This window comes from Citrobacter gillenii, assembly GCF_013337685.1.
Lineage (GTDB): Bacteria > Pseudomonadota > Gammaproteobacteria > Enterobacterales > Enterobacteriaceae > Citrobacter > Citrobacter gillenii.
Genome location: NZ_SUQN01000007.1, coordinates 211399 through 236550, shown reverse-complemented (window position 1 = coordinate 236550; position 25152 = coordinate 211399). Strand labels below are relative to the sequence as shown.

Genomic DNA, 25152 nt, shown 5'->3' with positions numbered 1-25152 from the left:
AATATGCGTCTTGCACTGATGAAATTGTAAGCATTATTATGCGCCTGCTTTGTAGCTTATTTTAAAATGGAAAGTTGGCATGTTAATTAAACGCAATATTGCGGCGCTAGTTGCTTTGTCTTTTATGGCAAGTGCATCAGCCGCAGAGTTTTCTCTTGGCGGTGGGGCTGTATATAACGAATCTCCTTATCGTGGATACAATGAAAATGTCCATGCAGTACCGCTTATCAGTTATGAAGGCGAATCATTTTATTTTAGGCAAACAACGCTAGGTTATATTCTGTCGAAGAGTGAAAGTAATGAATTTAGCATTACTGCTTCGTGGATGCCGCTTGAGTTTGACCCTGGCGATAACGACGATCATGCGATGAAGCAGCTCGACAAGCGTGACGCAACCGCAATGGCGGGGGCCGCATGGTATCACCATGAGAAATGGGGCAGCGTGAAAGTCTCTGCCGCCGCGGATGTAATGGACAACAGCAGCGGTTGGGCTGGCGAAGTTTCTCTGTTCCGTCCAATGCCGATGGGCAAGCTGACGCTGACGCCGTCCATTGGTGTGCTCTACTACGATGAAAAATTCAACGAATATTACTACGGCATCTCAGGCAATGAGTCTCGCCGTAGCGGGTTATCTAGCTATTCCCCAGGCGATAGCTGGACACCGTATGCCGGTCTGTCCGCAAAATATGCGTTAACCGCTAACCTGACACTGCTGGCCAGCGCCAACTATAGCGTGCTGCCAGATGATATTAAGGATAGCCCAATGGTTGATCGCGATGACAGCTTCACTTTCCTGTCAGGGGTGAGCTGGCGTTTCTAATTCTCACCCGTTTGTCCTCATGGAAGAGGGCAATTTTTTCATGATGTTTTGACGGATGGCGCCAACAGTCGCCATCCGTCATATCATTACTGCTCGTTGACCCAAATCCGCATTTCACCTTCACCACGGTTCGCCCAGCTAAACCACGGAATAAACGTCAGCGTATGCGTTTGCCGGGAAGCGGGGGAGACATCGTAGTGCCACAACGATTGCTGTGTGGCATCATCAGCGCTTTGCTTCACCCCTTCCGTTTGAATCAGTATTTTATGGCTGAATAGCCCTTTCCCCTCAAAGACCCTGAATTCACTCTCTTTGGGCAGCCACAGGTTATGCAATTCCTCGCCGTTATCCGCCTGCTCCAGACAATAGACTAACGGTCCACGTTGAATGGCAACCTTACCGGCAACATGGCGAACCAGCGGATTACCGTATACCCGACGCACCGGCATCGGGAGCGTCAGGCTCAGCGTATCCCCTTCTTGCCAAGTGCGGGTTATGTGCAAATAGCCTTTGCGAATATCTTGTTCTACAGGCAAACCGTTCAGCATTACCTGCGGCGCGGAGCACCAGTCCGGCAGGCGTAGTGCCAGGGTGTGGTGTACTGGCTGCACGGAATCAATGGTGATATTAACCTGCTCATGCCACGGATAATCTCCGCTAATGCGGAGTTTCAGCGTCCCGTCTTCAACGGGTATTTCCATGCTGTTGCCCACATACATATTGATATACAGCGCGTCCTGGCGCGGCGTGTAGAGGTAATGGCCAATCGACGTTAACACGCGCGCGATATTCGGTGGGCAGCAGGCGCAGCCAAACCAGCGCTGGCGAATGGGCTTCACGTGGTCATAAATATGGTTAAATTTTAGAGACTTAGGATGCACTTCCAGCGGGTTAACGTAGAAAAAGTGTTTCCCGTCAAGCGCCATACCACCCAGTACGGTGTTATACAGCGCGCGTTCCATCACGTCGGCGTACTGACTGTCGGCCTCCATCTCCAGCATCCGGCGGGCGAACATCATCAGACCAATAGAGGCGCAGCTTTCCGCATACACAGAGTCGTTGGGCAGATCGTAATCGCTGCTAAATGCCTCGCCGCTGCTTTGCGAGCCGATCCCGCCGGTAATGTACAGCTGGCGCTGGGCCATATTGTTCCACAGTCGCAGGCAGTCCTGGCGCTTGCCTTCGTCCTGGCTTAAGCGGGCCAGGTGGGCCACACCGGTCATCAGGTAGACAAAGCGCACGGCGTGACCGATGGCGGTTTGTTGTTCAGATATTGGCTGGTGCGCCTGGCTGTAAGGCTTGTCTTTCACCATCCACGCCGGGCCGTAGGTGTGCCAGTAGGAGGTGCGACCGCGTTTTTCGTACTCTTCATCGTAGAAATGCGGCTGTGTGCCACGCTGCTCAACAAAATAATTTACCAGCGTCATATAGCGTGGTTGCTGCGTGACTTCATACAATCGCATTAACGCCAGCTCAATTTCCGGGTGTCCGGGATAGCCATGCAGCTGGTTTTCACCGGGTCCAAAAACGCTGTCGATATGGTCTGCCAGACGGCATACCACCTCCAGTAAGCGGCGTTTTCCCGTCGCCTGAAAGAAGGCCACACCCGCTTCTATCATGTGACCCGCGCAGTACAGCTCATGACATTCGGCCAGATTCGTCCAGCGTTCTTCAGGGGCCTTCACCGTAAAATAGGTGTTGAGATAGCCATCTTCGCACTGGGCGGCGGCGACCAGTTCAATCACCTCATCGGCGGTTTTTTCCAGCTCGGTATCCGGTTTCTGACACAGCGACCAGGCTACGGCCTCCAGCCATTTGGCCACATCGCTATCCTGAAAAACCATGCCGTAAAACTCACCGGATTGCTGGCCCGCAGCAATACGGAAATTCTCGATAGCGTGGCTGGGATCGGCTTCTGTAATGCGGTCATTGAGCGCATCCCACTGATAGGGGATCACCACGTCGCGCACCAGTTGCTGGTATTGTCCGAGGAACGGATCGCTGACCGTGAGCTTATGCAGGTCGACTTCCTGTGCGTTCATTTCGTGCTCCTTAAGGCTGTACATGACGCTGACGCAGATCGGTAGCAATGCGCGACATCATCGGGTTATTGAGTTTGCAAAGGCGGATAGACAGCGCCAGCAGTAGGTGGAACAGGGCGGGCAGCAGCGTCTCCATGGCGGTAATACCTTGCAGCGAACTGGCGGTTTGGTTGCCAGCGCCAGGCTGATAGGCGACAAAAATAAACAACACGCTGATGATCCCGGCACTGGAGGCCCAGGCCAGCTTGATGAAAAACAGGTTGAAGGCGAAATTCATGCCGGAGGAACGCACGCCGGTTTTCCATTCGCCGTAATCATCAGCAAAGGCCATCAGCGAGAAGTGCAGCGGCAGCGTGAAGCCGAGAATAATGCCGTTGCCGAGAATCACCGCCAGCCATAACGTCTGGTGCGCTGGACCGGTTGGCAGGAACCACATTAACGCTGCCAGCGCCGCCAGTACCAGGTTGGTGTAGTAATAGAGTTTGACGGTGTCGATGCGTCGCGTCAGCGGGCTAACCACCACCGAACCGATAATCGAGGCGAAGGTGACCATGGTGAAAAACAGCGAGGTGTAAGCGGTACTGCCTTCCAGCACGTAGGTAATGAAGTACATGTACCCGCCGCCACGAATATTAAAGACATTGATCAGTAGGAAGGACATCACCAGCATCAGCAGCAGCTGGTCATTTTTACGCAGTCCGCCGATGTGTTCGCGTAGCGTAAATTTCCCCATCATCGCCAGCGGTACCCGCTCGCGCACCCAGAAGAAACAGCACAGGAACATGACGACTGCGATGGCACACAGGATGCCCACGCCAAACTGATAACCCTGCGCGGCGTTGCCCTGACCGAGTATCTCCACCATCCACGGCAGGCCGACGGAGACTAAAAAACCGGCGACACCGCACAGCACAAAGCGCCAGGACTGGCAGGCGATCACTTCATTGTGGCGCGTCGTCATGGTGTTGATCAGCGCACAATACGGCACATTGATCGCGGTATAGCCGACGGAAAGCAGCAGATAGGTGCCAAATGCCCAGGCGATTTTTACCCCCATGCTGGCGTCCGGGACGGTAAAGGTCAGAACGCCAATAATGCCGATGGGAACGGCCACCCACAGCTGCCATGGGCGAAAGCGTCCCCAGCGGCTTTGCGTGCGGTCGGCGAGGACACCCATGATCGGGTCAGAAACTGCGTCAAATACGCGCAGGGCAATAAACAAGGTGCCGACCAGTGCGGGCGTTAAGCCAAACACATCAGTATAGAAAAAAGTCAGGAAGTTCATGATCAGGCAGGTAATAACGGTCCCGCCTGCATCGCCTAATCCGTAACCTATTTTTTCACGCAGAGATAATTTGTCGTCTTGTGCACGTTGTGCCAAATCGTTGGTCGTAATCGGAGCCGAAGTCATAAATAACTCCCGGAGAGGATGTTCAGAAAGTACCCCGCTACATTGCGGGCTTTTATTGTGTCATTTGCAAAGTACGTTATTTATTCTGCACCAAATACACAGACCAACAAGGGAAGGGAAAAGTATAAAAAGATGACAATTCCGACTTAATTAAAAAAGTGTGATTTCGATCCGGCGAGATACTATTTTATCGTGAATAATCAAAGATGAAGGCAGGTTTTTAGGGTGCTAAAAGCGGGAAATTGAATAGTTATGCTTGAATTATCCATGTCACTTCCGATTAAAGTACAAAATGGCGGGCTGTTTATTTCTCGTGGCGTGGGAAGTCATCCGGCGCGGCAACTTCATTCCTGGGAAATTATCTTTGTCGAAAAAGGGACATTAACGATTCGTGAAGGGAACGCTATTTTTAGCGTGCAGGCTGGAGAGAGTTTGCTGTTGTGGCCGCAGCGTTTACATGTCGGCGTGGGACAATTTCCGCCCGATTTAAAATTTTATTGGCTGCATTTTGAAGTGAAGTCCGGTGAGCGTGTTTCACCGCCTGAAGCGCTGCTTTCGATCCCGCAACAGACTCGGGTGAATGAGCCACAATATATTATTTCGCTGTTTCGCCAGTTTTTACGTGAGCAGGAGAATATCCATCGCAGCGTTGCGCTGGAGCTGATCCTGTTGCTGATTTTGCAGCAAATATCCGCTGCCGCCAGCGAACAACCTGCCGATACGCCCGGTAATGCGCTGGCGTGGAAAGCGCAGCAAATGATACATACTCAGTTCCATTTACCCCTATCAGCCTCATTGCTGGCGAAAGAGCTGCATTGCAATGCAGACTATCTGGGGCGTGTATTCCGGGGTGTTTTTCGGCTGACGTTAACCGAAGCGCTGCATCGCCAGCGGGTGAGGGCGGCAGAAAAGCTGTTGATCAGTGATTCGCTGTCGCTGACCGAGGTGGCGTTTAAATGTGGATTTAACGACGTGGGGTATTTTCGCAAAATTTTCCGTACACACACCAGCCTGACCCCGGCGGCGTGGAAGCGCCGTTACTGCAAAGAGCATATTAATTCGGCGTAGTTGCCCCTGCCTGGCTCATACACCTGACAAAATTCCACCGTTTCCCCTGTCCGATCAAAGCGGTGGGGGCCGGCTCTTTGGCACTCTGTGGTTTTAACGGCGACGGAGAAGGCAATGAACGGGTTTATTATGGCGGATGCGGCGAAATGCATTGGATGTCGAACCTGCGAAGTGGCCTGCGTCGTCGCGCATCAGGAAAACCAGACGTGTGCGACGGTCTCCTCTGGGGCATTTATCCCGCGTATTCGGGTGATTAAAGACGACGCGTTTACCACGGCGGTAACGTGTCATCAATGCGAAGACGCGCCTTGTGCGAATGCCTGCCCGACCACCGCTATTCGCCGCGAACATGGGCATATCTTCGTGGAACAGGCACGCTGCATTGGCTGTAAGAGCTGTATGCTGGCCTGTCCGTTTGGGGCCATGAATGTGGTTGCACAGCGCTCGCGGGTGCAGGCGGTTAAATGTGATTTGTGCTGGCATCGCGAAACGGGCCCGGCGTGTGTAGAATCCTGCCCGACCCGTGCGTTGCAATGCGTTGACGCCGCAAAAATTCAGCAGCAGCGTTTGCGTTCACAGCCGTTGTAATGCGTGACCCGACCGGTTAGGCGGTCGGGTTTGCCATCAGCCTTCACGCCAGGCGCGTTCTATCTCTTCAGCCAGAATCTTCACGCCAGCCTCGATTTTCTCCGGCTCCGGAACGTAGTTCATCCGCATGCACTGGTGGGTGTGCGGCCACGGCTTGTCCAGCCCCGGGAAGAAGTAATCACCGGGAACCATCAACACGCCGCGTGCTTTCAGGCGTTGATACAGCAGCTCGGTGGTGATAGGCAAGTCCTTGAACCACAGCCACAGGAAAATCGCCCCTTCTGGTTTATGGATCAGGCAGCGCTCTTCGGATAAGTAACGGCGAATGATCGCCACGGTCTCCTGAACGCGCTGATAATAAAACGGCTTGATCACGGTCTCCGACAGGCGCAGGAGATCGTTGCGTTTAATCATCTCGCACATGATAGCCGGACCCATACCGCCAGGGGCAAGGCTGATGATGCCGTTCATGTTGGTGATCGCGGTGATGATTTTTTCATTGGCGATAATAATACCGCAGCGCGAGCCCGGCAGCCCGAGCTTGGAAAGGCTCATGCACAGTACAATGTTGGGGTTCCACAGCGGACGGGCTTCGCTAAAGATAATGCCGGGGAACGGGACGCCATAGGCATTATCAATGACCAGCGGAATACCGTGCTGATTGGCGAGGCGGTCCAGCTTCAATAACTCTTCGTCAGTAATCACATTACCTGTCGGGTTGGTGGGGCGCGACACGCAAATCATGCCGGTCTCTTCGCCAATGTGCAGGTGTTCAAAGTCAACGTGATACTTAAACTGACCTTCCGGCAGCAGCTCGATATTCGGGCGCGCAGAGACGAAGAGCTCCTCTTCCAACCCGGAATCGGCATAGCCAATGTATTCCGGTGCCAGTGGGAACAGGACTTTTCGGGTGGTCCCGTCGGCGCGACGTCCGGCGAAAAGATTGAATAAGTAGAAAAACGCGCTCTGACTGCCATTTGTCAGTGCAATATTTTGTGGTTCGATATCCCAGCCCAGCTTCTCGCGCAGCAGCGTGGCCAGTTCGGCCAGTAGCTCGGTTTTCCCTTGTGGACCGTCATAATTACAAAGCGCATCAGTGACTTTGCCGTTTTCCAGCATCTCGGCTAGCAGAGACTGGAAGTACTCCTGCATCTGTGGGATTTGCGCCGGGTTACCGCCGCCAAGCATGATCGCGCCGGGCGTACGTAAACCGTCGTTGAGGTCCTCCATCAGGCGGGTGATGCCTGAATGGCGGGTAAATTTGTCGCCAAAAAGTGAGAATGTCATAGCAGGTGGTCTGTCGAGCTGAGTAATAAAGTGGCTAACCATAGCGCTACCTATGGCGGGGTGCAAATCAGGCCTGTGAGACTAAATTGACGTTTTGTGCTACACATTTGTAACAGGGTGGTGTTTTATTTTGCATAACGCTTCTCGCCCCACCGGGTACGAGAAGCCAGGGGGGATTAGGGCTGACCTGCCCAAATGACCATCACTTTGTCGTCACCGTGCTCGCGGGAAAATCCGTATCCTTGTTTCAACGTCAGCGTGGTTTGTTTACCAGCGCCGATGGCGGCATGTCTGGCCCTGAACTGGCTGATTTTCTGCCAGTGTGCGACGCTGGCGGCCGATTTACCGCTGACGTCCTGCCAGTTCATATCGGATCGCGTGCCTTGTAAAGGGTCTGAGCCGGTCGGGCCGAAAGGACGCGCGGATTCGTCACCGTAAAACAGCTGCACCGCGCCCGGAGCCAGTAGCAACAGCTCGGCGGCTTTATCTCCACCTTCGCGGAACAGGCGCGTGTCGTGCGATGAGAGATAGCTCAGAACGTTAAAATCCTGCAATTTATCCGCCATCTGCTGCCAGGTGAGATCCATATTCGCCAGGCAGTCGACGGCGCTGGCCGCCTGCTCTTGATAATCAAAATTGATCATCGCATCAAAGCCGTGGCGGTAATACTCACTGCGCATAACGCCGTGACCCCAGGCTTCGCCGGTCATCCAGAAGGGTTTATCATCCAGCGCTTTGTCCGGGTTAGCTTTCTTCCATTCGGTTAGTGCTGCGCTGGCCTGGGTTTTCAACTGCTGCCAGGCGGGAAGTTCGACGTGTTTGGCGGTATCGACCCGAAACCCGTCAATCCCGTAGTCGCGCACCCACTGGCTGAGCCAGTGGGTCAGATAATCTCGTGGCGCGTAGCCCGCAATGGCTTTGGCGTGGGTATCCGGTTTGTTATTGTAAAACACCGGTAACCCGGAAGGCGTGTTGGACTCGGTTTTCAGATCGGGCAGGAAGGCCAGCGACATCGTCAGGTCGTCAAAACCGGGGCTGTCGTAGTCGCCGATGTCGGTACGGATCCAATTTTTCCCCCACCATTTTTCCCAGGCGGCTTTATCACTGAAATTGATGTAATCATTAAAGCTGTGCCAGCTCTGTCCGGCGGCGGGCTTCCAGTCTGTCCAGCGTTCACCGAGCGTATGTTTCAATTCATCGCCCGATAAATATAACGCGCCAAACTGATAAGCCTGCATATCGGCCAGCGTCGCGTAACCGGCATGGTTCATCACCACATCGAACAGAATGCGGATACCGCGCTGGTGAGCGCCATCGACCAGCGCACGCAGATCGGCCTCGTTGCCCATATTGGCATCAAGCGTGGTCCAGTCTTGCGTGTAATAACCGTGATAGGCGTAGTGGGGGAAATCCCCTTTGGTGCCACCGCCTACCCAGCCGTGAATCTGCTCAAACGGAGCGCTGATCCACAGGGCGTTAACGCCTAACTGTTGCAGATAGTCGAGTTTGCTGGTGAGGCCACGTAAATCGCCACCGTGAAACGTCCCAATCTCCTGCATGCCGTCGTTGTGGCGACCGTAGCTGTGGTCATTGGTCGGATCGCCGTTTTGAAAGCGATCCGTCAGTACGAAATACACCGTGGCGTTATGCCAGTCGAAGGGGGCAGGGGCGTCCGTTTCTGCGCGTTCAAGCAGTAATAACCCGTTGCTACTGGCTGCGGGTTGGAGGGTGATTTGACCGTGCTTAACCATTGCCGTCTGCTGGCTGTAGTAATCACGCACCACGGCACCTTCAGGGAAAGTCTGACTTACATCCAGCGTCAGCGGTGAGCCATCCCATTTCGGACACTGGCGAATCAGGTTGCTCACCGGCTCAACGGCGGATGCTACTGATAACATCAACGTTGGCGTTCCGGAGCGGGTATCCACTTCCAGCGTGTAACTACCGTCTTTGAATAAACGCCACTGTGGTGGCTCGCCTGTGCAAGGTTTTAGCGACAGCATCTGGTTGAGTTTAATGGTTTCGGCAGGCTGCCAGCACTGTTGGTCAAAATTTAGTATTAAAGGACGGGTACCCTTCGTCAACGTTGCATGGCTGACAAACTTACCCGTACCCTCCACTTCGAAGGTGGGGAACCCTTGAGAAGTCCATGACGAGGCGATGGTGATGCCTGGCATAAGCGCCAGCGCAAAGGCGGCAAGTTTCATAACGCTGTCCTGAATGCTGCGATTTTAGCCAGTTTGCCAGCGAATTACGGTCGGAGACTCATCCTTTGGGTGGATTCCGCCAGGATGAGACGTGAGGGTGAGCGATCGTGCGCAAAAAACGGCATTATTTTGCGATAACACCCGCATTTTCTTCGAATTAATACCAATCTTAACCGTTAGCGCGTGACATAGTTTCGGAATTGGACTATTCCTTTGGGTGCTCTTGACGGCTATTTTTGCTATGATTTGAGATTCATCTCTCATTTTTATGAAAAATATAAGGTGTTGGAATGTATAAATCCGACCAGGAGACCTAATGATATTGACTCCCATTCGACGATATGGGGCCATGATTCTAATGTTACTCACCATTGCATTTTCCGGTGAGGTGCTGGCAAAGACACACACGGCAACAACGAGTCAGAAGCCCCAGGCAACCAAGACAAGTAATACACAGGTAAGCAGTAAACAAGAGTATTCTCGCAATAGTGCAAAGAGTAGTTCACTTCCTGATTTGCGAAAATACCCTTCCGGAACACCAAGGAAAAAAGCGTTTCTCCGGACGGTTATGCCTTACATTACTAGTCAAAATGCGGCCATTACTGCTGAACGTAACTGGCTGATTTCAAAGCAGTACCAGAATCGCTGGTCGCCGAGCGAGCGTGCGCGCATGAAAGATATCGCCAAACGCTACAAGGTGAGCTGGTCTGGCAACACGCGTAAAATTCCGTGGAACACGCTGCTTGAGCGCGTGGATATTATCCCTACCAGTATGGTGGCAACCATGGCTGCGGCAGAAAGCGGCTGGGGTACGTCGAAGCTGGCACGTAGCAACAATAATCTGTTTGGCATGAAATGTGTCAAAGGTCGTTGCACCAATGCGCCGGGTAAGGTGAAAGGCTACTCTCAGTTTGACTCGGTGAAAGAGTCAGTGACGGCTTACGTCATTAATCTGAATACACATCCGGCATACTCTTCCTTCCGTAAGTCACGCGCTCAGCTGCGTAAAACCGATCAGGAAGTCACCGCCACGGCGATGATTCATAAGCTGAAGGGGTATTCCACCCAAGGGAAGAGCTACAACAACTATCTGTTCGCGATGTACCAGGATAACCAGCGCTTAATTGCAGCGCATATGTAATTCCTGCGCCTGATGGCGCTACGTTTATCCGGCCAACAAGATGACTCGTCGGCCGGATAAGGCGCAGTCGCCATCCGGCAACACATCACATCAGCACTTCGCTGTTCACATCGCGGTATTCTTTTGGCGTCGTGTCGTACTCTTTCTTGAACACCGAATAGAAATACTGCAGAGACGGGTAGCCGCACATCTGTGAAATCTCGTTGATGGAAAGCGTGGTGGAAATCAGCAGGCTGCGCGCTTTCTCCAGCTTTTCGGCATGGATCACCGCATGAATGGTCTCCCCGACCTCCTCTTTAAAACGCTTCTCCAGATTCGACCGTGAAATCCCCACCGAATCCAGTACCTGTTCGACCTTTATGCCCTTACAGGCATGGTTGCGGATGAAGTGCATCGCCTGAATAACGGCCGGATCGGTAAGTGAACGGTAGTCGGTTGAACGACGTTCCACGACGCGTACCGGAGGGACCAGAATGCGTTGTAGCGTCGGCTCTTCGTTCGCCAGCACGCGGTGCAGGAGTTTTGCGGCCTGATAGCCCATCTGACGAGCACCCTGAGCAACGGATGATAACGCCACGCGCGACAGGTAGCGGGTCAGTTCTTCGTTATCAATGCCAATGACGCACAGTTTCTCCGGTACCGGAATATGCAGATGTTCACAGGCCTGCAAAACGTGCCGTGCACGCGCGTCGGTGACGGCGATAATCCCGGTTTGCGGCGGCAGAGTTTGCAGCCAGTCGGCTAACCTATTTTGTGCGTGTTGCCAGTTTTCTGGTGCAGTTTCCAGGCCCTGATAGACCACGCCACGGTACTTTTCTTTCGCTACCAGTTGGCAAAAGGCATATTCACGCTCCTCGGCCCAGCGTTTGCCGCTGGAAGGTGGTAGACCGTAAAATGCAAAGCGGTTCACCCCTTTTTCTTTCAAATGCAGAAAGGCGCTTTCAACCAATGCGTGGTTATCGGTGGCAATGTAGTGGACCGGTGGATAATGTTCAGAAAGATGGTAAGAACCCCCGACGCCAACGATGGGGACATCGACATCGGCAAGTAATTGCGCAATGTCATCGTCGTCATAATCGGCAATAACACCGTCGCCTAACCAGTCTTTAATATTATCAATACGCGCGCGAAAATCTTCCTCGATGAATATATCCCATTCAGATTGCGACGCTTGTAAATATTCACCCACGCCCTCAACCACCTGGCGGTCGTAGGCTTTATTGGCATTAAATAAAAGAGTGATACGGTGACGTTTATCAAACATAAGAGCCTGTCCTGGAAAGGGTGAATATGGGCCTGTCGATACTACCAAAACCGTGGATAATGCTGCCTGATTATGTGTGACAAATTTTTGATTTGCGTAGCGCTACGCAAAACTCACATACCCTAAGCGGGAAGGCAATTGTCATATCTTATCCGCGGATTATGGTTTTTAGTTTATTCATCAGGATTCGATCCCGATCGTCTTTTTATTTCTTTATTTAGCGCGTTTTTTTGGGAGCCAGCGCACATTTGGGTATTCTCTTAATAGCGGTGTGAAATAACGTAATTGAGCAATAAATCAGGAAATTCCAGTATGGCGATATCGCAGTTTACTTGCCGTATTACCTGATTATGGAGCTTATTATGCAGGCTTATTTTGACCAACTCGACCGTGTTCGTTTTGAAGGGACAAAATCCACTAACCCGCTCGCATTTCGCCATTACAATCCTGATGAGAAAGTGTTAGGCAAGCGTATGGAAGATCACCTGCGTTTTGCCGCCTGCTATTGGCACACTTTCTGTTGGAATGGTGCAGACATGTTCGGCATGGGAGCCTTTGACCGCCCATGGCAGCAACCCGGTGAAGCGCTGGCGCTGGCGAAACGCAAAGCGGATGTGGCGTTTGAGTTTTTCCACAAGCTGAACGTGCCTTACTACTGCTTCCATGATGTAGATGTTTCGCCTGAAGGTGCTTCGCTGAAAGAGTACAAAAACAACTTCGCGCAGATGGTTGATGTGCTGGGCGCTAAACAGGAACAAAGCGGCGTGAAGCTGCTGTGGGGGACGGCAAACTGCTTTACTAACCCACGTTACGGCGCAGGTGCGGCTACCAACCCGGATCCGGAAGTGTTCAGTTGGGCGGCCACCCAGGTGGTGACTGCCATGGATGCTACGCATAAATTAGGCGGCGAAAACTATGTTCTGTGGGGCGGTCGTGAAGGCTATGAAACTCTGCTTAATACCGATCTGCGTCAGGAACGCGAGCAGATTGGCCGTTTCATGCAACTGGTGGTTGAGCACAAACACAAAACCGGTTTTCAGGGTACCTTGCTTATCGAACCGAAGCCGCAGGAGCCGACCAAACATCAGTACGACTACGATGCGGCGACCGTTTACGGCTTCCTGAAACAGTTCGGCCTGGAAAAAGAGATCAAACTGAATATCGAAGCCAACCACGCCACGCTGGCTGGCCACTCGTTCCACCACGAAATCGCCACCGCAATCGCGCTGGGCCTGTTTGGCTCTGTCGATGCCAACCGCGGAGATGCGCAGCTGGGCTGGGATACCGACCAGTTCCCGAACAGCGTGGAAGAGAATGCGCTGGTGATGTACGAAATCCTGAAAGCAGGTGGTTTCACCACGGGTGGCCTGAACTTTGATGCCAAAGTGCGTCGCCAGAGCACCGATAAATACGATCTGTTCTATGGTCATATTGGGGCGATGGACACCATGGCACTGTCGCTGAAAATCGCAGCTCGCATGATTGAAGATGGTGGCCTGGATCAGCGCGTTGCAAAACGTTATGCCGGTTGGAATGGTGAGCTGGGCCAGCAAATTCTGAAGGGCCAGATGACGCTGACCGAAATTGCGCAGTACGCTGAACAACATAATCTGGCGCCGGTGCATCAGAGCGGTCATCAGGAACAGCTGGAAAATCTGGTAAACCATTATTTGTTCGACAAATAACGGATCGTTAAGAACGTTCGTCAGCCCGGATAGCTTTGCGCTGCCGGGCATTTCTTTAAGGAACGATACCCTATGTATATCGGGATAGATCTGGGCACATCAGGCGTAAAGGCCATACTGCTGAATGAGCAGGGTGATGTTGTGGCCTCGCAGACGGAGAAACTCATGGTTTCGCGTCCTCATCCGCTATGGTCGGAGCAGGATCCTGAACAGTGGTGGCTGGCAACGGATCGCGCCGTCAAAGCACTGGCTCAGCAACATTCACTCAGGGAGGTGAAGGCCCTGGGGATTGCCGGTCAAATGCACGGTGCGACGCTACTTGATGAGCAGCAGAAGGTATTGCGCCCGGCGATCCTATGGAATGACGGACGCTGCGCACAAGAGTGCGAGATACTGGAAAACCAGGTTCCAGAGTCTCGCGGCATCACCGGCAATCTGATGATGCCGGGTTTTACGGCACCCAAATTGCTGTGGGTTCAGCGCCATGAACCGGATATTTTCCGCCAGGTTGATAAAGTCCTGCTGCCGAAAGATTACCTGCGTTTGCGTATGACCGGGGAATTCGCCAGCGATATGTCTGATGCCGCCGGTACGATGTGGCTGGACGTTGCGAAGCGCGACTGGAGCGACGTCATGCTGGCAGCCTGTCACCTGACCCGTGCGCATATGCCAGCGTTGTTTGAAGGCAGCGAGATTACCGGCACGTTGTTGCCTGCGGTCGCGCAAGCCTGGGGCATGTCCGAGATCCCGGTGATTGCGGGTGGCGGAGATAACGCGGCAGGCGCGGTTGGCGTCGGTATGATGAATGCCGGTCAGGCGATGCTTTCGCTGGGCACGTCCGGTGTTTACTTTGCGGTAAGCGACGGATTCCTCAGTAAACCAGAAAGTGCGGTACACAGTTTTTGTCATGCTTTACCTGAAAGATGGCATCTGATGTCCGTTATGCTCAGTGCGGCATCCTGCCTGGACTGGGCGGCAAAATTAACCGGGCTGAGCAGCGTTCCTGCGCTAATAACTGCGGCACAACAGGCGGATGAGCAGGCTGAACCCGTCTGGTTTTTGCCGTACCTGTCGGGTGAACGTACGCCGCATAATAATCCGCAGGCGAAAGGCGTCTTTTTTGGTCTGACGCATCAGCATGGGCCGGCAGAACTGGCGAAAGCAGTGCTGGAAGGCGTGGGATTCGCGCTGGCAGATGGTATGGATGTGGTGCATGCCTGTGGTGTTAAACCGGCCAGCATTACGCTCATTGGCGGCGGGGCGCGCAGCGAGTACTGGCGCCAGATGCTGTCTGATATCAGCGGGTTGCAGCTGGATTACCGTACCGGTGGTGACGTTGGTCCTGCGTTGGGGGCGGCACGTTTGGCACAAATTGCGATGAATTCCGATAAGCCATTATCTGACCTATTGCCTCAACTGGCGCTGGAACAGGCGCATTATCCTGACGCAGATCGCCATGCGCTTTATTTGCAGCGTCGCGAAACCTTCCGTCGTCTCTATCAGCAATTGCTGCCGCTGATGTCATGATCATATTTCCCCTCTGCTAAATGGAGGGGATTTTTATAATCTATGTATTTTTTAAATTAATAATTTACGTGTATGGATTTATTCTGAAAATATAACTTAGTGCTATTTTTCTGTGTTGTCTTTAGTGGGTTATTCATATTGTATCCGTGATGGATAAGGAGATCCCAATGAAGACTACGAGGTTTATGGCATGGCTATTATTCCTTTCGGGTGCACTCATTTACGTTATTGGTTTATGGCGCGCCTGTCCCTTATTGAACGGGAAAGGATACTTTCTGGGTGTCCTGATGACAGGGATGTTTGTGACGTACGCTTACCAGCGTGCTGAAAATAGTAATCAGAATGACGAACACTTTACGCGTGTGTGCCAGATGGTGGCATTGATAACAGTAGGGTTGCTGCTGCTGGGGATGCTGAACGCTCCCTTGTCACTCATCGAAATGGGCGCCTATCCAATGGCATTCTTCGTGTGTTTAGCGGGGCAAATTATGCTGATGCGCCCGCTAAAAGAGTAACGACGGGTGAGTGTTAACTCACCAGTCGGCGTGTATCGATGCGTTGCAGCAGAACCGAAAGTAGCAGGCTGCCCGCCAGCGTGGCGCTGAAAATCCACAGCATATCCAGCGGTGGCCAGTTCTTGAGCTCGATACTGTTAGTGCGCAGCGCATGAATGATCAGCGCGTGGAAGCCATAGATACCCAGTGAGTGGCGGGAAATCAGGCCCAGTACGGGGATAGTGCGTGCGCTAAGGGTGTTTTTGACCAGCGTCAGCAGCGAGACTGCGCAAATAAATACGGCTGGGCCGCAGTAGAGATACCAGGTGTCGGCGAAATTCCCTCGCCAGCGGAGCTCGTATAAGGTTCCGCGAGAGATAACAAAGACGGCGGTGACGCACAGTGCCGCACAGACCCAGGTGAGCGCGCGTTTTTGTGTATTCATCATGCCAATTGCCCTGCCCAGCAAGCCGTACAGGATGTAATAGACCGTGTCGCCGCTGATGTACAGGTTGATGGGCAGCCACTCAACGCCCCCCATTTTTAGCGAGACGGTGTTGGGATTAGCAAGGATGCCAAGCACCACCATCAGCGCCAGCAGCATTTTTCCGCTAATACTTTTCACTTGAATCAGCGGTGAGACCAGGTAGATGACGGCGATGGCGAAGAAAAACCACAGGTGATAGAACACCGGTTTTTGCAGCAGATTTTTCAAAGACAGCTCGGCGTTAATCGAGGTGAACAGTGAGATGTAGGCCAGTGCGACGGCGCTATAAAACAGAACGCAGAGCGCAATACGGAGAAAATGTCGCGGCTGGGCGCTGCGCTCGCCAAAGAAAAGAAAGCCTGAAATCATGAAAAACAGCGGTACGCTGACGCGTGAAGCTGAATTGAGCACATTGGCAAGATCCCAGGCTAACGGGCTGACGATGTGCGCATTGGTGATGTACCAGGTGGTGGTATGGATCATAACCACCATTAAACAGGCAATCCCGCGCAGGTTATCAATCCAGAAAATTTTGGGCTGCATCAGTTCCTCTGTTTCCATTAAAAAAAGTCTGACTGGCATTTCGCGGATGTATCTCACTGGAATAATCTGAGTTTTTACGCTAAAGCTTGTGATGGTCCGATGAGATTCTCAAAATAGGATCCGTTTCCAGACAGTAATAATAATAAGACTGACCCGCAAATCAGAGGGTAATAAAATGATGATGAAGTATTTCTTTCCCGCGATGGCTGCCCTCCTGCTGGCAGGATGCGCGGACCCACAGCCGCCGGCACCGGCTCAGAAGGCGCAAAAGGCCAAAGTGAGCTCTTCGCGTTCGCTGGATATGGAAGCATTATGCAAAAATGAAGCGGCGGAACGTTATAACACCGGAACGCAGAAAATAGACGTAACCGGCTTCGAACAGTTCCAGGGCAGCTATGAGATGCGTGGTTCTACCTTCCGTAAAGAGAGTTTTGTCTGCTCATTTGACGCAGACGGGCAGTTTTTGCACCTTTCCATGCGCTAAGTTCCTCCTTTTTCCCGTTTCGTACTGTATATCTTGCAGCCAGCGGGTATACTGATCGCTTCCTTTAAATCCACACGTATCCAGCACGAAATAATATGCAAAAGTTTGATACCAGGACCTTCCAGGGCTTGATCCTGACCTTACAGGATTACTGGGCTCGCCAGGGCTGCACCATTGTTCAACCATTGGACATGGAAGTCGGCGCGGGTACTTCTCACCCAATGACCTGCCTGCGCGCGCTGGGGCCGGAGCCGATGGCGACTGCTTATGTGCAGCCTTCTCGTCGTCCGACCGACGGTCGCTATGGCGAAAACCCGAACCGCTTACAGCATTACTATCAGTTCCAGGTCGTCATTAAGCCGTCCCCGGACAACATTCAGGAGCTGTACCTTGGTTCGCTGAAAGAGCTGGGTATGGATCCAACCATTCACGACATCCGTTTCGTGGAAGATAACTGGGAAAACCCAACGCTGGGTGCCTGGGGTCTGGGTTGGGAAGTGTGGCTGAACGGCATGGAAGTGACGCAGTTCACCTACTTCCAGCAGGTTGGTGGTCTGGAATGTAAGCCTGTGACCGGAGAAATCACTTACGGTCTGGAACGTCTGGCGATGTACATTCAGGGCGTAGACAGCGTTTACGACCTGGTCTGGAGCGACGGCCCGCTGGGTAAAACCACTTACGGCGATGTGTTCCATCAGAACGAAGTCGAGCAGTCGACTTACAACTTTGAATACGCTGACGTGGACTTCCTGTTCACCTGCTTCGAGCAGTATGAGAAAGAAGCCCAGCAGCTGCTGGCGCTGGAAAACCCACTGCCGCTGCCTGCTTACGAACGTATTCTGAAAGCCGCCCATAGCTTCAACCTGCTGGATGCGCGTAAAGCCATCTCCGTCACCGAGCGTCAGCGTTATATTCTGCGCATTCGCACCCTGACCAAAGCAGTGGCAGAAGCTTACTATGCTTCCCGTGAAGCCCTTGGCTTCCCGATGTGCAACAAAGACAAATAAGAGGCGGCCATGTCTGAGAAAACTTTTCTGGTGGAAATTGGCACTGAAGAGCTGCCACCAAAAGCACTGCGCAGCCTGGCTGAGTCCTTTGCTGCGAACTTCACTGCGGAGCTGGACAATGCTGGCCTCGCACACGGCAACGTAGAGTGGTTTGCTGCGCCGCGTCGTCTGGCGCTGAAAGTGGCTGCCCTTGCTGAATCGCAACCTGACCGTGAAGTAGAAAAGCGCGGCCCGGCGATTGCCCAGGCGTTTGACGCGGAAGGTAAACCGAGCAAAGCGGCAGAAGGTTGGGCGCGCGGTTGCGGTATCACCGTTGATCAGGCTGAACGCCTGAGCACCGACAAAGGTGAATGGCTGCTGTACCGTGCGCATGTGAAAGGCGAAAGCGCAGAAACGCTGCTGCCAAACATGATTGCCACGTCACTAGCTAAGCTGCCGATCCCGAAACTGATGCGCTGGGGCGCGTCCGACGTCCACTTTGTGCGTCCGGTTCATACCGTCACGCTGCTGCTGGGCGACAAAGTCATCCCGGCAACGATTCTGGGTATTCAGTCCGATCGCGTGATCCGCGGCCACCGCTTTATGGGCGAGCCTGAGTTCACCATCGACAATGCCGACCAGTATCCTGAAATTCTGCGCCAGCGCGGCAAAGTCATTGCTGATTACGCCGAGCGTAAGGCAAAAATCAAGGCCGATGCCGAAGAGGCGGCGCGTAAGATTGGCGGTAACGCTGACCTGAGCGAAAGCCTGCTGGAAGAAGTCGCGTCTCTGGTTGAATGGCCGGTGGTGCTGACGGCGAAGTTCGAAGAAAAATTCCTCGCGGTACCGTCTGAAGCGCTGGTTCACACCATGAAAGGTGACCAGAAGTACTTCCCGGTGTACGCGAACGACGGCAAACTGCTGCCGAACTTTATCTTCGTCGCTAACATCGAATCGAAAGATCCGATGCAGATTATTTCCGGTAACGAAAAAGTGGTTCGTCCGCGTCTGGCGGATGCCGAATTCTTCTTCAATACTGACCGCAAAAAACGTCTGGAAGATCATCTGCCGCGTCTGCAAACCGTGCTGTTCCAACAGCAACTGGGTACCCTGCGCGACAAGACGGATCGTATTCAGGCGCTGGCGGGCTGGATTGCTGAACAGATTGGCGCTGATGTCAACCATGCCACCCGCGCGGGCCTGCTGTCCAAGTGTGACCTGATGACCAACATGGTCTTCGAGTTCACCGACACCCAGGGCGTGATGGGCATGCACTACGCACGTCATGATGGTGAAGCGGAAGATGTAGCGGTAGCGCTGAACGAGCAATATCAGCCACGCTTTGCCGGTGATGACCTGCCGTCTAACCCGGTGGCCTGTGCGGTAGCCATTGCCGATAAAATGGACACCCTGGCGGGTATCTTCGGTATTGGTCAGCATCCAAAAGGTGACAAAGACCCGTTTGCACTGCGTCGTGCTGCGCTGGGCGTGCTGCGTATCATCGTTGAGAAGAACCTGAACCTTGATCTGCAAACGCTGACCGAAGAAGCGGTACGTCTGTACGGTGACAAGCTGTCCAACGCGAACGTAGTGGATGATGTCATCGACTTTATGCTGGGTCGCTTCCGTGCCTGGTATCAGGACGAAGGCTACACCGTTGATACCATTCAGGCGGTGCTGGCGCGTCGTCCGACGCGTCCGGCTGATTTCGACGCACGTATGAAGGCGGTTTCGCACTTCCGTACGCTGGAAGCCGCGTCTGCGCTGGCTGCAGCCAACAAACGTGTTTCTAACATCCTCGCGAAAACGACAGAGCCGCTGAACGACCGTGTGAATGCAGCAACGCTGAAAGAGCCGGAAGAAATTACGCTGGCGATGAAGGTTGTGGTACTGCGTGACAAGCTGGAGCCTGCGTTTGCTGAGGGTCGCTATCAGGAAGCGCTGGTCGAACTGGCCGAACTGCGCGAACCGGTTGATGCGTTCTTCGAGAAAGTAATGGTTATGGTGGAAGATAAGGATTTACGTATCAACCGTCTCACCATGCTCGAAAAACTGCGTGAGCTGTTCCTGCGCGTGGCGGATATTTCGCTGCTGCAGTAACCGTCTGTTTTGACGTAAAAAATGCCGGATACGCAATTGCCTATCCGGCATTTTTTTATGCTGTTAGCGCAGCTGCAATTCGGTCAGACAGGTCTGGCTGTCATTCATCGTTTTGATGGCGTGAGACGCTTTTTTGCCGTTGTAGCTCACTTCAATTGTGCCATCCATATTGCGTGGCAGCCATACGCCGATAAAACCATTGCGGTAGCTGGTCATTGCTTTCTGCACCACCACGTCTCCCTTGCTATCCGTCACTTTGACATCAAAGGTCTTCTCGGGCATTTCTCCCTTGCAGCCAGAAAGGCTGTGGTTAAAGCAGGGGTGAGTTTGCCATTCGTATGGGGCAAAGGAGAGATAGAACTTGTCACCAAGCGGTAGCGTATAAACCTGTTCACCGGAAGAGAGCTTTAGTTCGGTGCTGGTGATGGAGGCAGAATAGGGCAGTGGTCGACTCTGAGGCGACTGGTCAATGGCGTCGACAATTTGCTCAACGGATTTCCCGCTTAGCCCATGTTGCGCCAGAAAGGTTGATTCCGGGGTAGCAGCGAATACGCTACTTGTGGTGAGTAAACCTAATAACAGCAACAGTGAGGTTTTCGACATAGCTTCAATTCCTTGTGAAAATTGTGGAATACATGCCGACGTACTATAAAGCTTACCCTTAGGGAAAGGTCAAAGGTGCGGTGGGTAAAGTAATGCAAAGAAGAAAGCTGAGGAAATTATTGCGAGAGACAGATAAAAAAAATCCCCGCCGTTTGGCAGGGATCTAGAATTTTGAGCTTTTTAAGCTTACAGGCTGGTTACGTTGCCAGCTGCCGGGCCTTTAGCGCCGCTTTCGATGGTGAAGGAAACTTTCTGACCTTCGTCCAGAGATTTGTAGCCTTCGTTCTGGATAGCAGAGAAGTGTACGAACACGTCTTTTGAGCCATCGTCAGGAGTGATGAAACCGAAGCCTTTATCAGCGTTGAACCATTTTACGATACCAGTCATTTTACCGGACATAGTGTATTACCTTTTAAAAAATAAGTGTGCCTTTCGGCGATATGGCGTGCTTTACAGATTTTTTAACAGTAAAGGAAAATGCTCACTACGAAGGGTATCAATGATAACTCTTGAAGGGACTTGCCTTACTAAACTGCTGTAATGGTCTGTACGTCAAACCGTTGAGTGCATTAACTCATTTTACGCCGGAGGATGCAACTACTATTTTCTTTTTTGTTGCTGGAGCTGGTGGTAGAACGGTCCATTTACAGGACCGTTCTGAAGAAAAACCAGAAAAAACATCAATCCATCAACTGCTTACTTAATCTCGGGTCGGCCTGAATCAGGCGCATCAATTTCAATTCGGTACTGGAAGGCTTTACGCGTTTAGACTCCCACTCATGAACCATCGCAACCGTTACGCCCATTACTCGGGCAAAATCATCTGTTTTTAAACCCGTCCCTCGTCGTAGCTGTTCAAATTCGGTAAACGGGTTGGCTTTTTGCGTCAAGGTGACGGTCTGCGATACATCTTTAAAAACAATCTGTTCCAGACTGCTAAGCAGTTCAAGCATAGGATCTTTATATTCCATTGAGGACTCCTAAAATCACACAGCGGGATCGTGAATTTCATCGAAGCTCATTAAGAATAGTCGCAAAAAAAGACGCCGGGCGTGGGGTGCGCGCGGTGGGCGCGTTTCAGCGGATCGCGGTGGCCGACCTGTAGTTTGCTAACGATCTGATAACGGTCGGGATCTCCTCTCGGCCAAACTCATTTGTAAAGATGACAAAATTTTTACGCCATTCGGCTGATGGCGCATTGTTCAGCAAAACGCAGGGCCACCGAAACGGGTATTTTCCCCGACAAGATTACGCGGAAAGGGTATCTTGCGGGGCTGACCTGGACTATCCTTGTCATCGTCAGGCACGCGGGTGTCGTTGTGCGCATTTTTGGGTGAAGGAGTATTAAAATGGCGACAGGTAAGTCCTGCTCTCGCTGGTTTGCGCCTGTTTTGGCGCTCTTAATGGTAGTTGGCCTGAGTGGGTGTTTTGATAAAGAAGGCGATCAACGCAAAGCGTTTGTCGATTTCCTGCAGAATACTGCAATGCGTAGCGGAGAGCGTTTACCGACGCTGACCGCCGATCAGAAAAAACAGTTTGGCCCGTTTGTCTCCGATTACGCGATTCTTTATGGTTATTCACAGCAGGTGAATCAGGCGATGGACTCCGGTCTGCGCCCGGTTGTGGATAGCGTAAATGCCATCCGTGTTCCTCAGGATTACGTGACCCAGCGTGAACCGCTGCGTCAGGCAAATGGTGCGCTGGGCGTGTTAGGGCAACAGCTGCAGAATGCGAAGCTGCAGGCCGATGCCGCACGTGGTGCGCTGAAGCAAAGCGAGGATCTGAAACCCGTCTTTGATCAGGTCTACAGCAAAGTCGTGACTGCTCCGTCAGAGGCTCTACAGCCGCTGATTCCTGCCGCGCAAATCTTTACGCAGCAACTGGTACAGGTGGGTGATTTTATCGCGCAGCAGGATACGCAGGTGAGCTTTGTGGCGAACGGTATCCAGTTCCCGACCTCACAACAGGCAAGCCAGTACAACACGCTGATTGGCCCGCTGGCAGCCCAGCATCAGGCATTTAATCAAGCCTGGACTGCTGCGGTGAACGCAGCCCAGTAATTCAGGGAATAGCGATATACAGAATGCCGGGTACGCAGTAGCGCCACCCGGCATTTTTTTATCCTGCTACCTGCGGATTCACACAGTTCTTCTCGACGTTCCCTTGCAGTGCATCAATTAAGTTATCTACCGCACAGGCCGCCATGTTGTAGCGGGTTTCATGGGTTGCCGAACCAATATGCGGTAGCGCCACCACGTTTGGTAACGACAGCAGCGGAGAGTCTACCGGCAGCGGTTCCTGCTCAAACACATCCAGACCGGCGGCATGAATTTCCCCGCTTTGCAGGGCGGCAATCAGTGCGGTTTCGTCCACGACCGGGCCACGTCCAGCGTTGATGAAAATGGCGGAGGACTTCATTTTGGTGAACTGCGCGGCGCCAAACAGATGGTGAGTCTCATCCGTTAGCGGCAGGATCAGACAGACAAAATCCGATTCCTGCAATAGCGTATCCAGATTGCAGTAGCGCGCGTTGAAGCGCTCTTCCGCTTCCTTATGCTGGCGGCGTGCATTGTAGAGAATGGGCATGCCAAAGCCGAAATGGGCGCGTTGTGCCAGTGCGAGGCCGATGCGGCCCATACCGACAATCCCCAACGTTTTGTGATGTACATCGGTGCCGAACCAATCCGGCCCGATGCTCTTGGTCCATTCACCTACTTTCACGCGTTCAGCCACCTCGACTACGCGGCGAGCCGTGCTTAACACCAGTGCCATTATCGTATCCGCCACGGTTTCGGTCAGTACGGTTGGGGTGTGCATCAGTAAGACATTACGGGCGTTAAGCGCCTCGACGTCGAAATTGTCATAGCCTACGGAGATTGTTGAGGTTGCGCGCAGCCTGGGCATGTTCTCCAGCAGGGCGCTATTGACGGTTTCGCTGGAGCCCAGCAGACCTTCCGCACTGGCGAAGGCCTGCGCGTGCTGTGCGACCGTTTCCGGGCGCAGGTTAGGGACTTGAGTCACCGAAAAATGTGCTTCCAGGCGCTGCAGTAAATCGTCAGGTAACGCTTTGTAGAGAATAATGGACGGCTTCATGCGAATCTCCGTAAGTTAAAATTTAAGCGTGGCGTGCGCCAACCGGAATGCAGGTATTATTAGCAGGCTTAACAATCAGAGTTAGCCACACTGAGACAAAAAGCGCCACCCCCATAAAAATGTACGAGGCGGACGGGCTGCCGGTGGTGCCATTGAGGTAGCCAACAAACCAGGAGCCAAAGAATGACCCCAGCGCGCCCATACTGTTAATCAGCGCCATGGCGCCCCCGGCGACGTTACGCGGCAGCATTTCAGGAATGATGGCGAAGAAGGGACCATACGGGGCGTACATCGCCGCACCGGCTATCACCAGCAGGGTGTAAGACATCCAGAAGTGGTCAGCGCCAACGGCCCAGGATCCGATAAAGGCACACGCGGCGATCAGTAACAGCGGCCAGACAAACAGCTTACGGTTTTGCAGTTTGTCGGAAGCACATGAGGCCAAAATCATCGCGACGGTGGCGGCCAGATACGGGACCGATGAAAGCCAGCCCACTTCCACCATGCCGAGATTCGCGCCGCCGCTGCGGATAATTGACGGCAGCCACAACACAAAACCGTAAACGCCGATACTCCAGGTAAAATACTGCATACACAGCAGGATCACATTGCGTGAGCGGAAAGCCTCACCATAGTTACGCACGGCTTTAATTCCCTGCTGCTCTTGTTCCAGCTGTGCCTGCAGCGCGCTTTTTTCGGACTCCGTCAGCCAGCCCACCTGGGAAGGTTTGTCTTTGACCAGCACCCACCAGCAGAACGCCCAGATGACGGCCGGAAAGCCTTCGATGATGAACATTTCACGCCAGCCGAGCGCCTGAATCAAATAACCCGAAACGACGGACATCCACAGCACGGTGACCGGGTTACCGAGGATCAGGAAGGTGTTGGCGCGTGAACGCTCGGATTTGGTAAACCAGTTGCTGATATAAATCAGCATCGCGGGCATGACGGCGGCTTCTACGACGCCAAGAATAAAACGGATGGCGGCAAGCATGGGGATGTTACTGACCATTCCGGTCAGCGAGGCGCACCCGCCCCACAGGATCAGGCAGATAAAAATGAGTTTTCGTACGCTGCGGCGCTCGGCGTAAATTGCGCCTGGGATCTGGAAAAAGAAATAGCCGAGGAAAAACAGGGCACCCAGCAGGGAAGAGATCCCTTTGGTAATGCCAAGATCCTCGTTAATGCCTGCGGCGGAGGCGAAGCTGAAGTTCGCGCGGTCGAGATACGCCAGGCTGTACGTGATGAACACGATTGGCATGATGTACCACCAGCGTTTTGCTGCATTGGTTGAGCTATTCATAGACTGCCCTCTGGTTATG

Annotated in this window: 22 protein-coding genes; 11 read left to right on the top strand and 11 right to left on the bottom strand. The window is 52.9% G+C overall.

Annotation, left to right across the window (positions count from 1 at the left end; all coding sequences use genetic code 11):
- The first annotated feature begins 79 nt into the window (after window positions 1-79).
- Window positions 80-820, top strand: coding sequence for a MipA/OmpV family protein (locus tag FCH32_RS17860; RefSeq protein WP_096759120.1), 741 nt, complete (start codon window positions 80-82; stop codon window positions 818-820).
- Window positions 821-906: 86 nt separating this feature from the next.
- Here the strand turns inward: FCH32_RS17860 and FCH32_RS17855 are convergent, their stop codons facing one another.
- Window positions 907-2862 (bottom strand): glycoside hydrolase family 127 protein, encoded by a 1956-nt coding sequence (locus tag FCH32_RS17855; protein WP_174361287.1) that lies wholly within the window; start codon window positions 2860-2862, stop codon window positions 907-909.
- A 10-nt stretch (window positions 2863-2872) separates the two neighbouring features.
- Window positions 2873-4273, bottom strand: coding sequence for an MFS transporter (locus FCH32_RS17850; RefSeq protein WP_096759122.1), 1401 nt, complete (start codon window positions 4271-4273; stop codon window positions 2873-2875).
- A 252-nt stretch (window positions 4274-4525) separates the two neighbouring features.
- Between FCH32_RS17850 and FCH32_RS17845 the strand changes: the two genes are divergently transcribed.
- Together FCH32_RS17845 and FCH32_RS17840 are read left to right on the top strand one after the other, a co-directional pair.
- Window positions 4526-5341, top strand: coding sequence for an AraC family transcriptional regulator (locus FCH32_RS17845; protein WP_096759124.1), 816 nt, complete (start codon window positions 4526-4528; stop codon window positions 5339-5341).
- Window positions 5342-5455: 114 nt separating this feature from the next.
- Window positions 5456-5929, top strand: coding sequence for a 4Fe-4S dicluster domain-containing protein (locus tag FCH32_RS17840; protein WP_117342522.1), 474 nt, complete (start codon window positions 5456-5458; stop codon window positions 5927-5929).
- Between the two features lie 36 nt (window positions 5930-5965).
- Here FCH32_RS17840 and avtA read toward each other — a convergent pair whose 3' ends face one another.
- Together avtA and malS are read right to left on the bottom strand one after the other, a co-directional pair.
- A complete protein-coding gene (gene avtA / locus FCH32_RS17835) occupies window positions 5966-7216 on the bottom strand; it encodes a valine--pyruvate transaminase (RefSeq protein ID WP_096759134.1) in 1251 nt (416 codons plus the stop codon).
- Between the two features lie 176 nt (window positions 7217-7392).
- Window positions 7393-9423 (bottom strand): alpha-amylase, encoded by a 2031-nt coding sequence (gene malS, locus FCH32_RS17830; RefSeq protein ID WP_174361286.1) that lies wholly within the window; start codon window positions 9421-9423, stop codon window positions 7393-7395.
- Between the two features lie 316 nt (window positions 9424-9739).
- Here malS and FCH32_RS17825 point away from each other — a divergent pair, with 316 nt between their 5' ends.
- Window positions 9740-10564, top strand: coding sequence for a protein bax (locus FCH32_RS17825; protein ID WP_096759137.1), 825 nt, complete (start codon window positions 9740-9742; stop codon window positions 10562-10564).
- A gap of 85 nt (window positions 10565-10649) precedes the next feature.
- Here the strand turns inward: FCH32_RS17825 and xylR are convergent, their stop codons facing one another.
- Window positions 10650-11828 (bottom strand): D-xylose utilization transcriptional activator XylR, encoded by a 1179-nt coding sequence (xylR, locus tag FCH32_RS17820; protein WP_174361285.1) that lies wholly within the window; start codon window positions 11826-11828, stop codon window positions 10650-10652.
- A gap of 362 nt (window positions 11829-12190) precedes the next feature.
- Here xylR and xylA point away from each other — a divergent pair, with 362 nt between their 5' ends.
- The 3 genes from xylA to yiaB all read left to right on the top strand — a co-directional run bounded on the left by xylA (window position 12191) and on the right by yiaB (window position 15555).
- Complete coding sequence (gene xylA, locus FCH32_RS17815) at window positions 12191-13513, top strand: xylose isomerase (protein WP_096759139.1); 1323 nt, start codon at window positions 12191-12193, stop codon at window positions 13511-13513.
- A 72-nt stretch (window positions 13514-13585) separates the two neighbouring features.
- Window positions 13586-15040, top strand: coding sequence for a xylulokinase (xylB, locus tag FCH32_RS17810; RefSeq protein ID WP_174361284.1), 1455 nt, complete (start codon window positions 13586-13588; stop codon window positions 15038-15040).
- 167 nt (window positions 15041-15207) lie between these two features.
- The gene (yiaB, locus tag FCH32_RS17805; protein WP_115257199.1) at window positions 15208-15555 is read left to right on the top strand and encodes an inner membrane protein YiaB; all 348 of its coding nucleotides are present in this window, start codon (window positions 15208-15210) and stop codon (window positions 15553-15555) included.
- Between the two features lie 13 nt (window positions 15556-15568).
- On the opposite strand, the gene FCH32_RS17800 is transcribed toward yiaB, so the two are convergent.
- Window positions 15569-16564: an acyltransferase gene (locus FCH32_RS17800; RefSeq protein WP_174361283.1), complete on the bottom strand. Its 996-nt coding sequence runs from the start codon at window positions 16562-16564 to the stop codon at window positions 15569-15571.
- Window positions 16565-16739: 175 nt separating this feature from the next.
- Between FCH32_RS17800 and FCH32_RS17795 the strand changes: the two genes are divergently transcribed.
- The 3 genes from FCH32_RS17795 to glyS all read left to right on the top strand — a co-directional run bounded on the left by FCH32_RS17795 (window position 16740) and on the right by glyS (window position 20134).
- Entirely contained in the window at window positions 16740-17048 is a 309-nt protein-coding gene (locus tag FCH32_RS17795; protein WP_174361282.1) for a YsaB family lipoprotein, read from the top strand.
- 95 nt (window positions 17049-17143) lie between these two features.
- Complete coding sequence (gene glyQ / locus FCH32_RS17790; RefSeq protein WP_001168551.1) at window positions 17144-18055, top strand: glycine--tRNA ligase subunit alpha; 912 nt, start codon at window positions 17144-17146, stop codon at window positions 18053-18055.
- Between the two features lie 9 nt (window positions 18056-18064).
- Window positions 18065-20134 carry a glycine--tRNA ligase subunit beta gene (glyS, locus tag FCH32_RS17785; RefSeq protein WP_174361281.1) on the top strand — a complete coding sequence of 690 codons (2070 nt, stop codon included), beginning with the start codon at window positions 18065-18067 and terminating at the stop codon, window positions 20132-20134.
- A 63-nt stretch (window positions 20135-20197) separates the two neighbouring features.
- Here the strand turns inward: glyS and cueP are convergent, their stop codons facing one another.
- The 3 genes from cueP to FCH32_RS17770 form a co-directional block, all read right to left on the bottom strand.
- Window positions 20198-20737 (bottom strand): copper-binding periplasmic metallochaperone CueP, encoded by a 540-nt coding sequence (cueP, locus tag FCH32_RS17780; protein WP_174361280.1) that lies wholly within the window; start codon window positions 20735-20737, stop codon window positions 20198-20200.
- 186 nt (window positions 20738-20923) lie between these two features.
- On the bottom strand, window positions 20924-21136 hold the full coding sequence (gene cspE / locus FCH32_RS17775) for a transcription antiterminator/RNA stability regulator CspE (protein ID WP_004126446.1): 213 nt from the start codon (window positions 21134-21136) through the stop codon (window positions 20924-20926).
- 281 nt (window positions 21137-21417) lie between these two features.
- Window positions 21418-21708, bottom strand: coding sequence for an HTH-type transcriptional regulator (locus tag FCH32_RS17770; RefSeq protein WP_115257202.1), 291 nt, complete (start codon window positions 21706-21708; stop codon window positions 21418-21420).
- 378 nt (window positions 21709-22086) lie between these two features.
- Here FCH32_RS17770 and FCH32_RS17765 point away from each other — a divergent pair, with 378 nt between their 5' ends.
- The gene (locus FCH32_RS17765; RefSeq protein ID WP_096759146.1) at window positions 22087-22797 is read left to right on the top strand and encodes a DUF3053 domain-containing protein; all 711 of its coding nucleotides are present in this window, start codon (window positions 22087-22089) and stop codon (window positions 22795-22797) included.
- Window positions 22798-22855: 58 nt separating this feature from the next.
- Here FCH32_RS17765 and ghrB read toward each other — a convergent pair whose 3' ends face one another.
- Both ghrB and FCH32_RS17755 read right to left on the bottom strand, forming a co-directional pair.
- On the bottom strand, window positions 22856-23830 hold the full coding sequence (gene ghrB / locus FCH32_RS17760) for a glyoxylate/hydroxypyruvate reductase GhrB (RefSeq protein WP_115257203.1): 975 nt from the start codon (window positions 23828-23830) through the stop codon (window positions 22856-22858).
- Window positions 23831-23852: 22 nt separating this feature from the next.
- Entirely contained in the window at window positions 23853-25133 is a 1281-nt protein-coding gene (locus FCH32_RS17755; RefSeq protein WP_174361279.1) for an MFS transporter, read from the bottom strand.
- Between the last annotated feature and the right edge of the window lie 19 nt (window positions 25134-25152).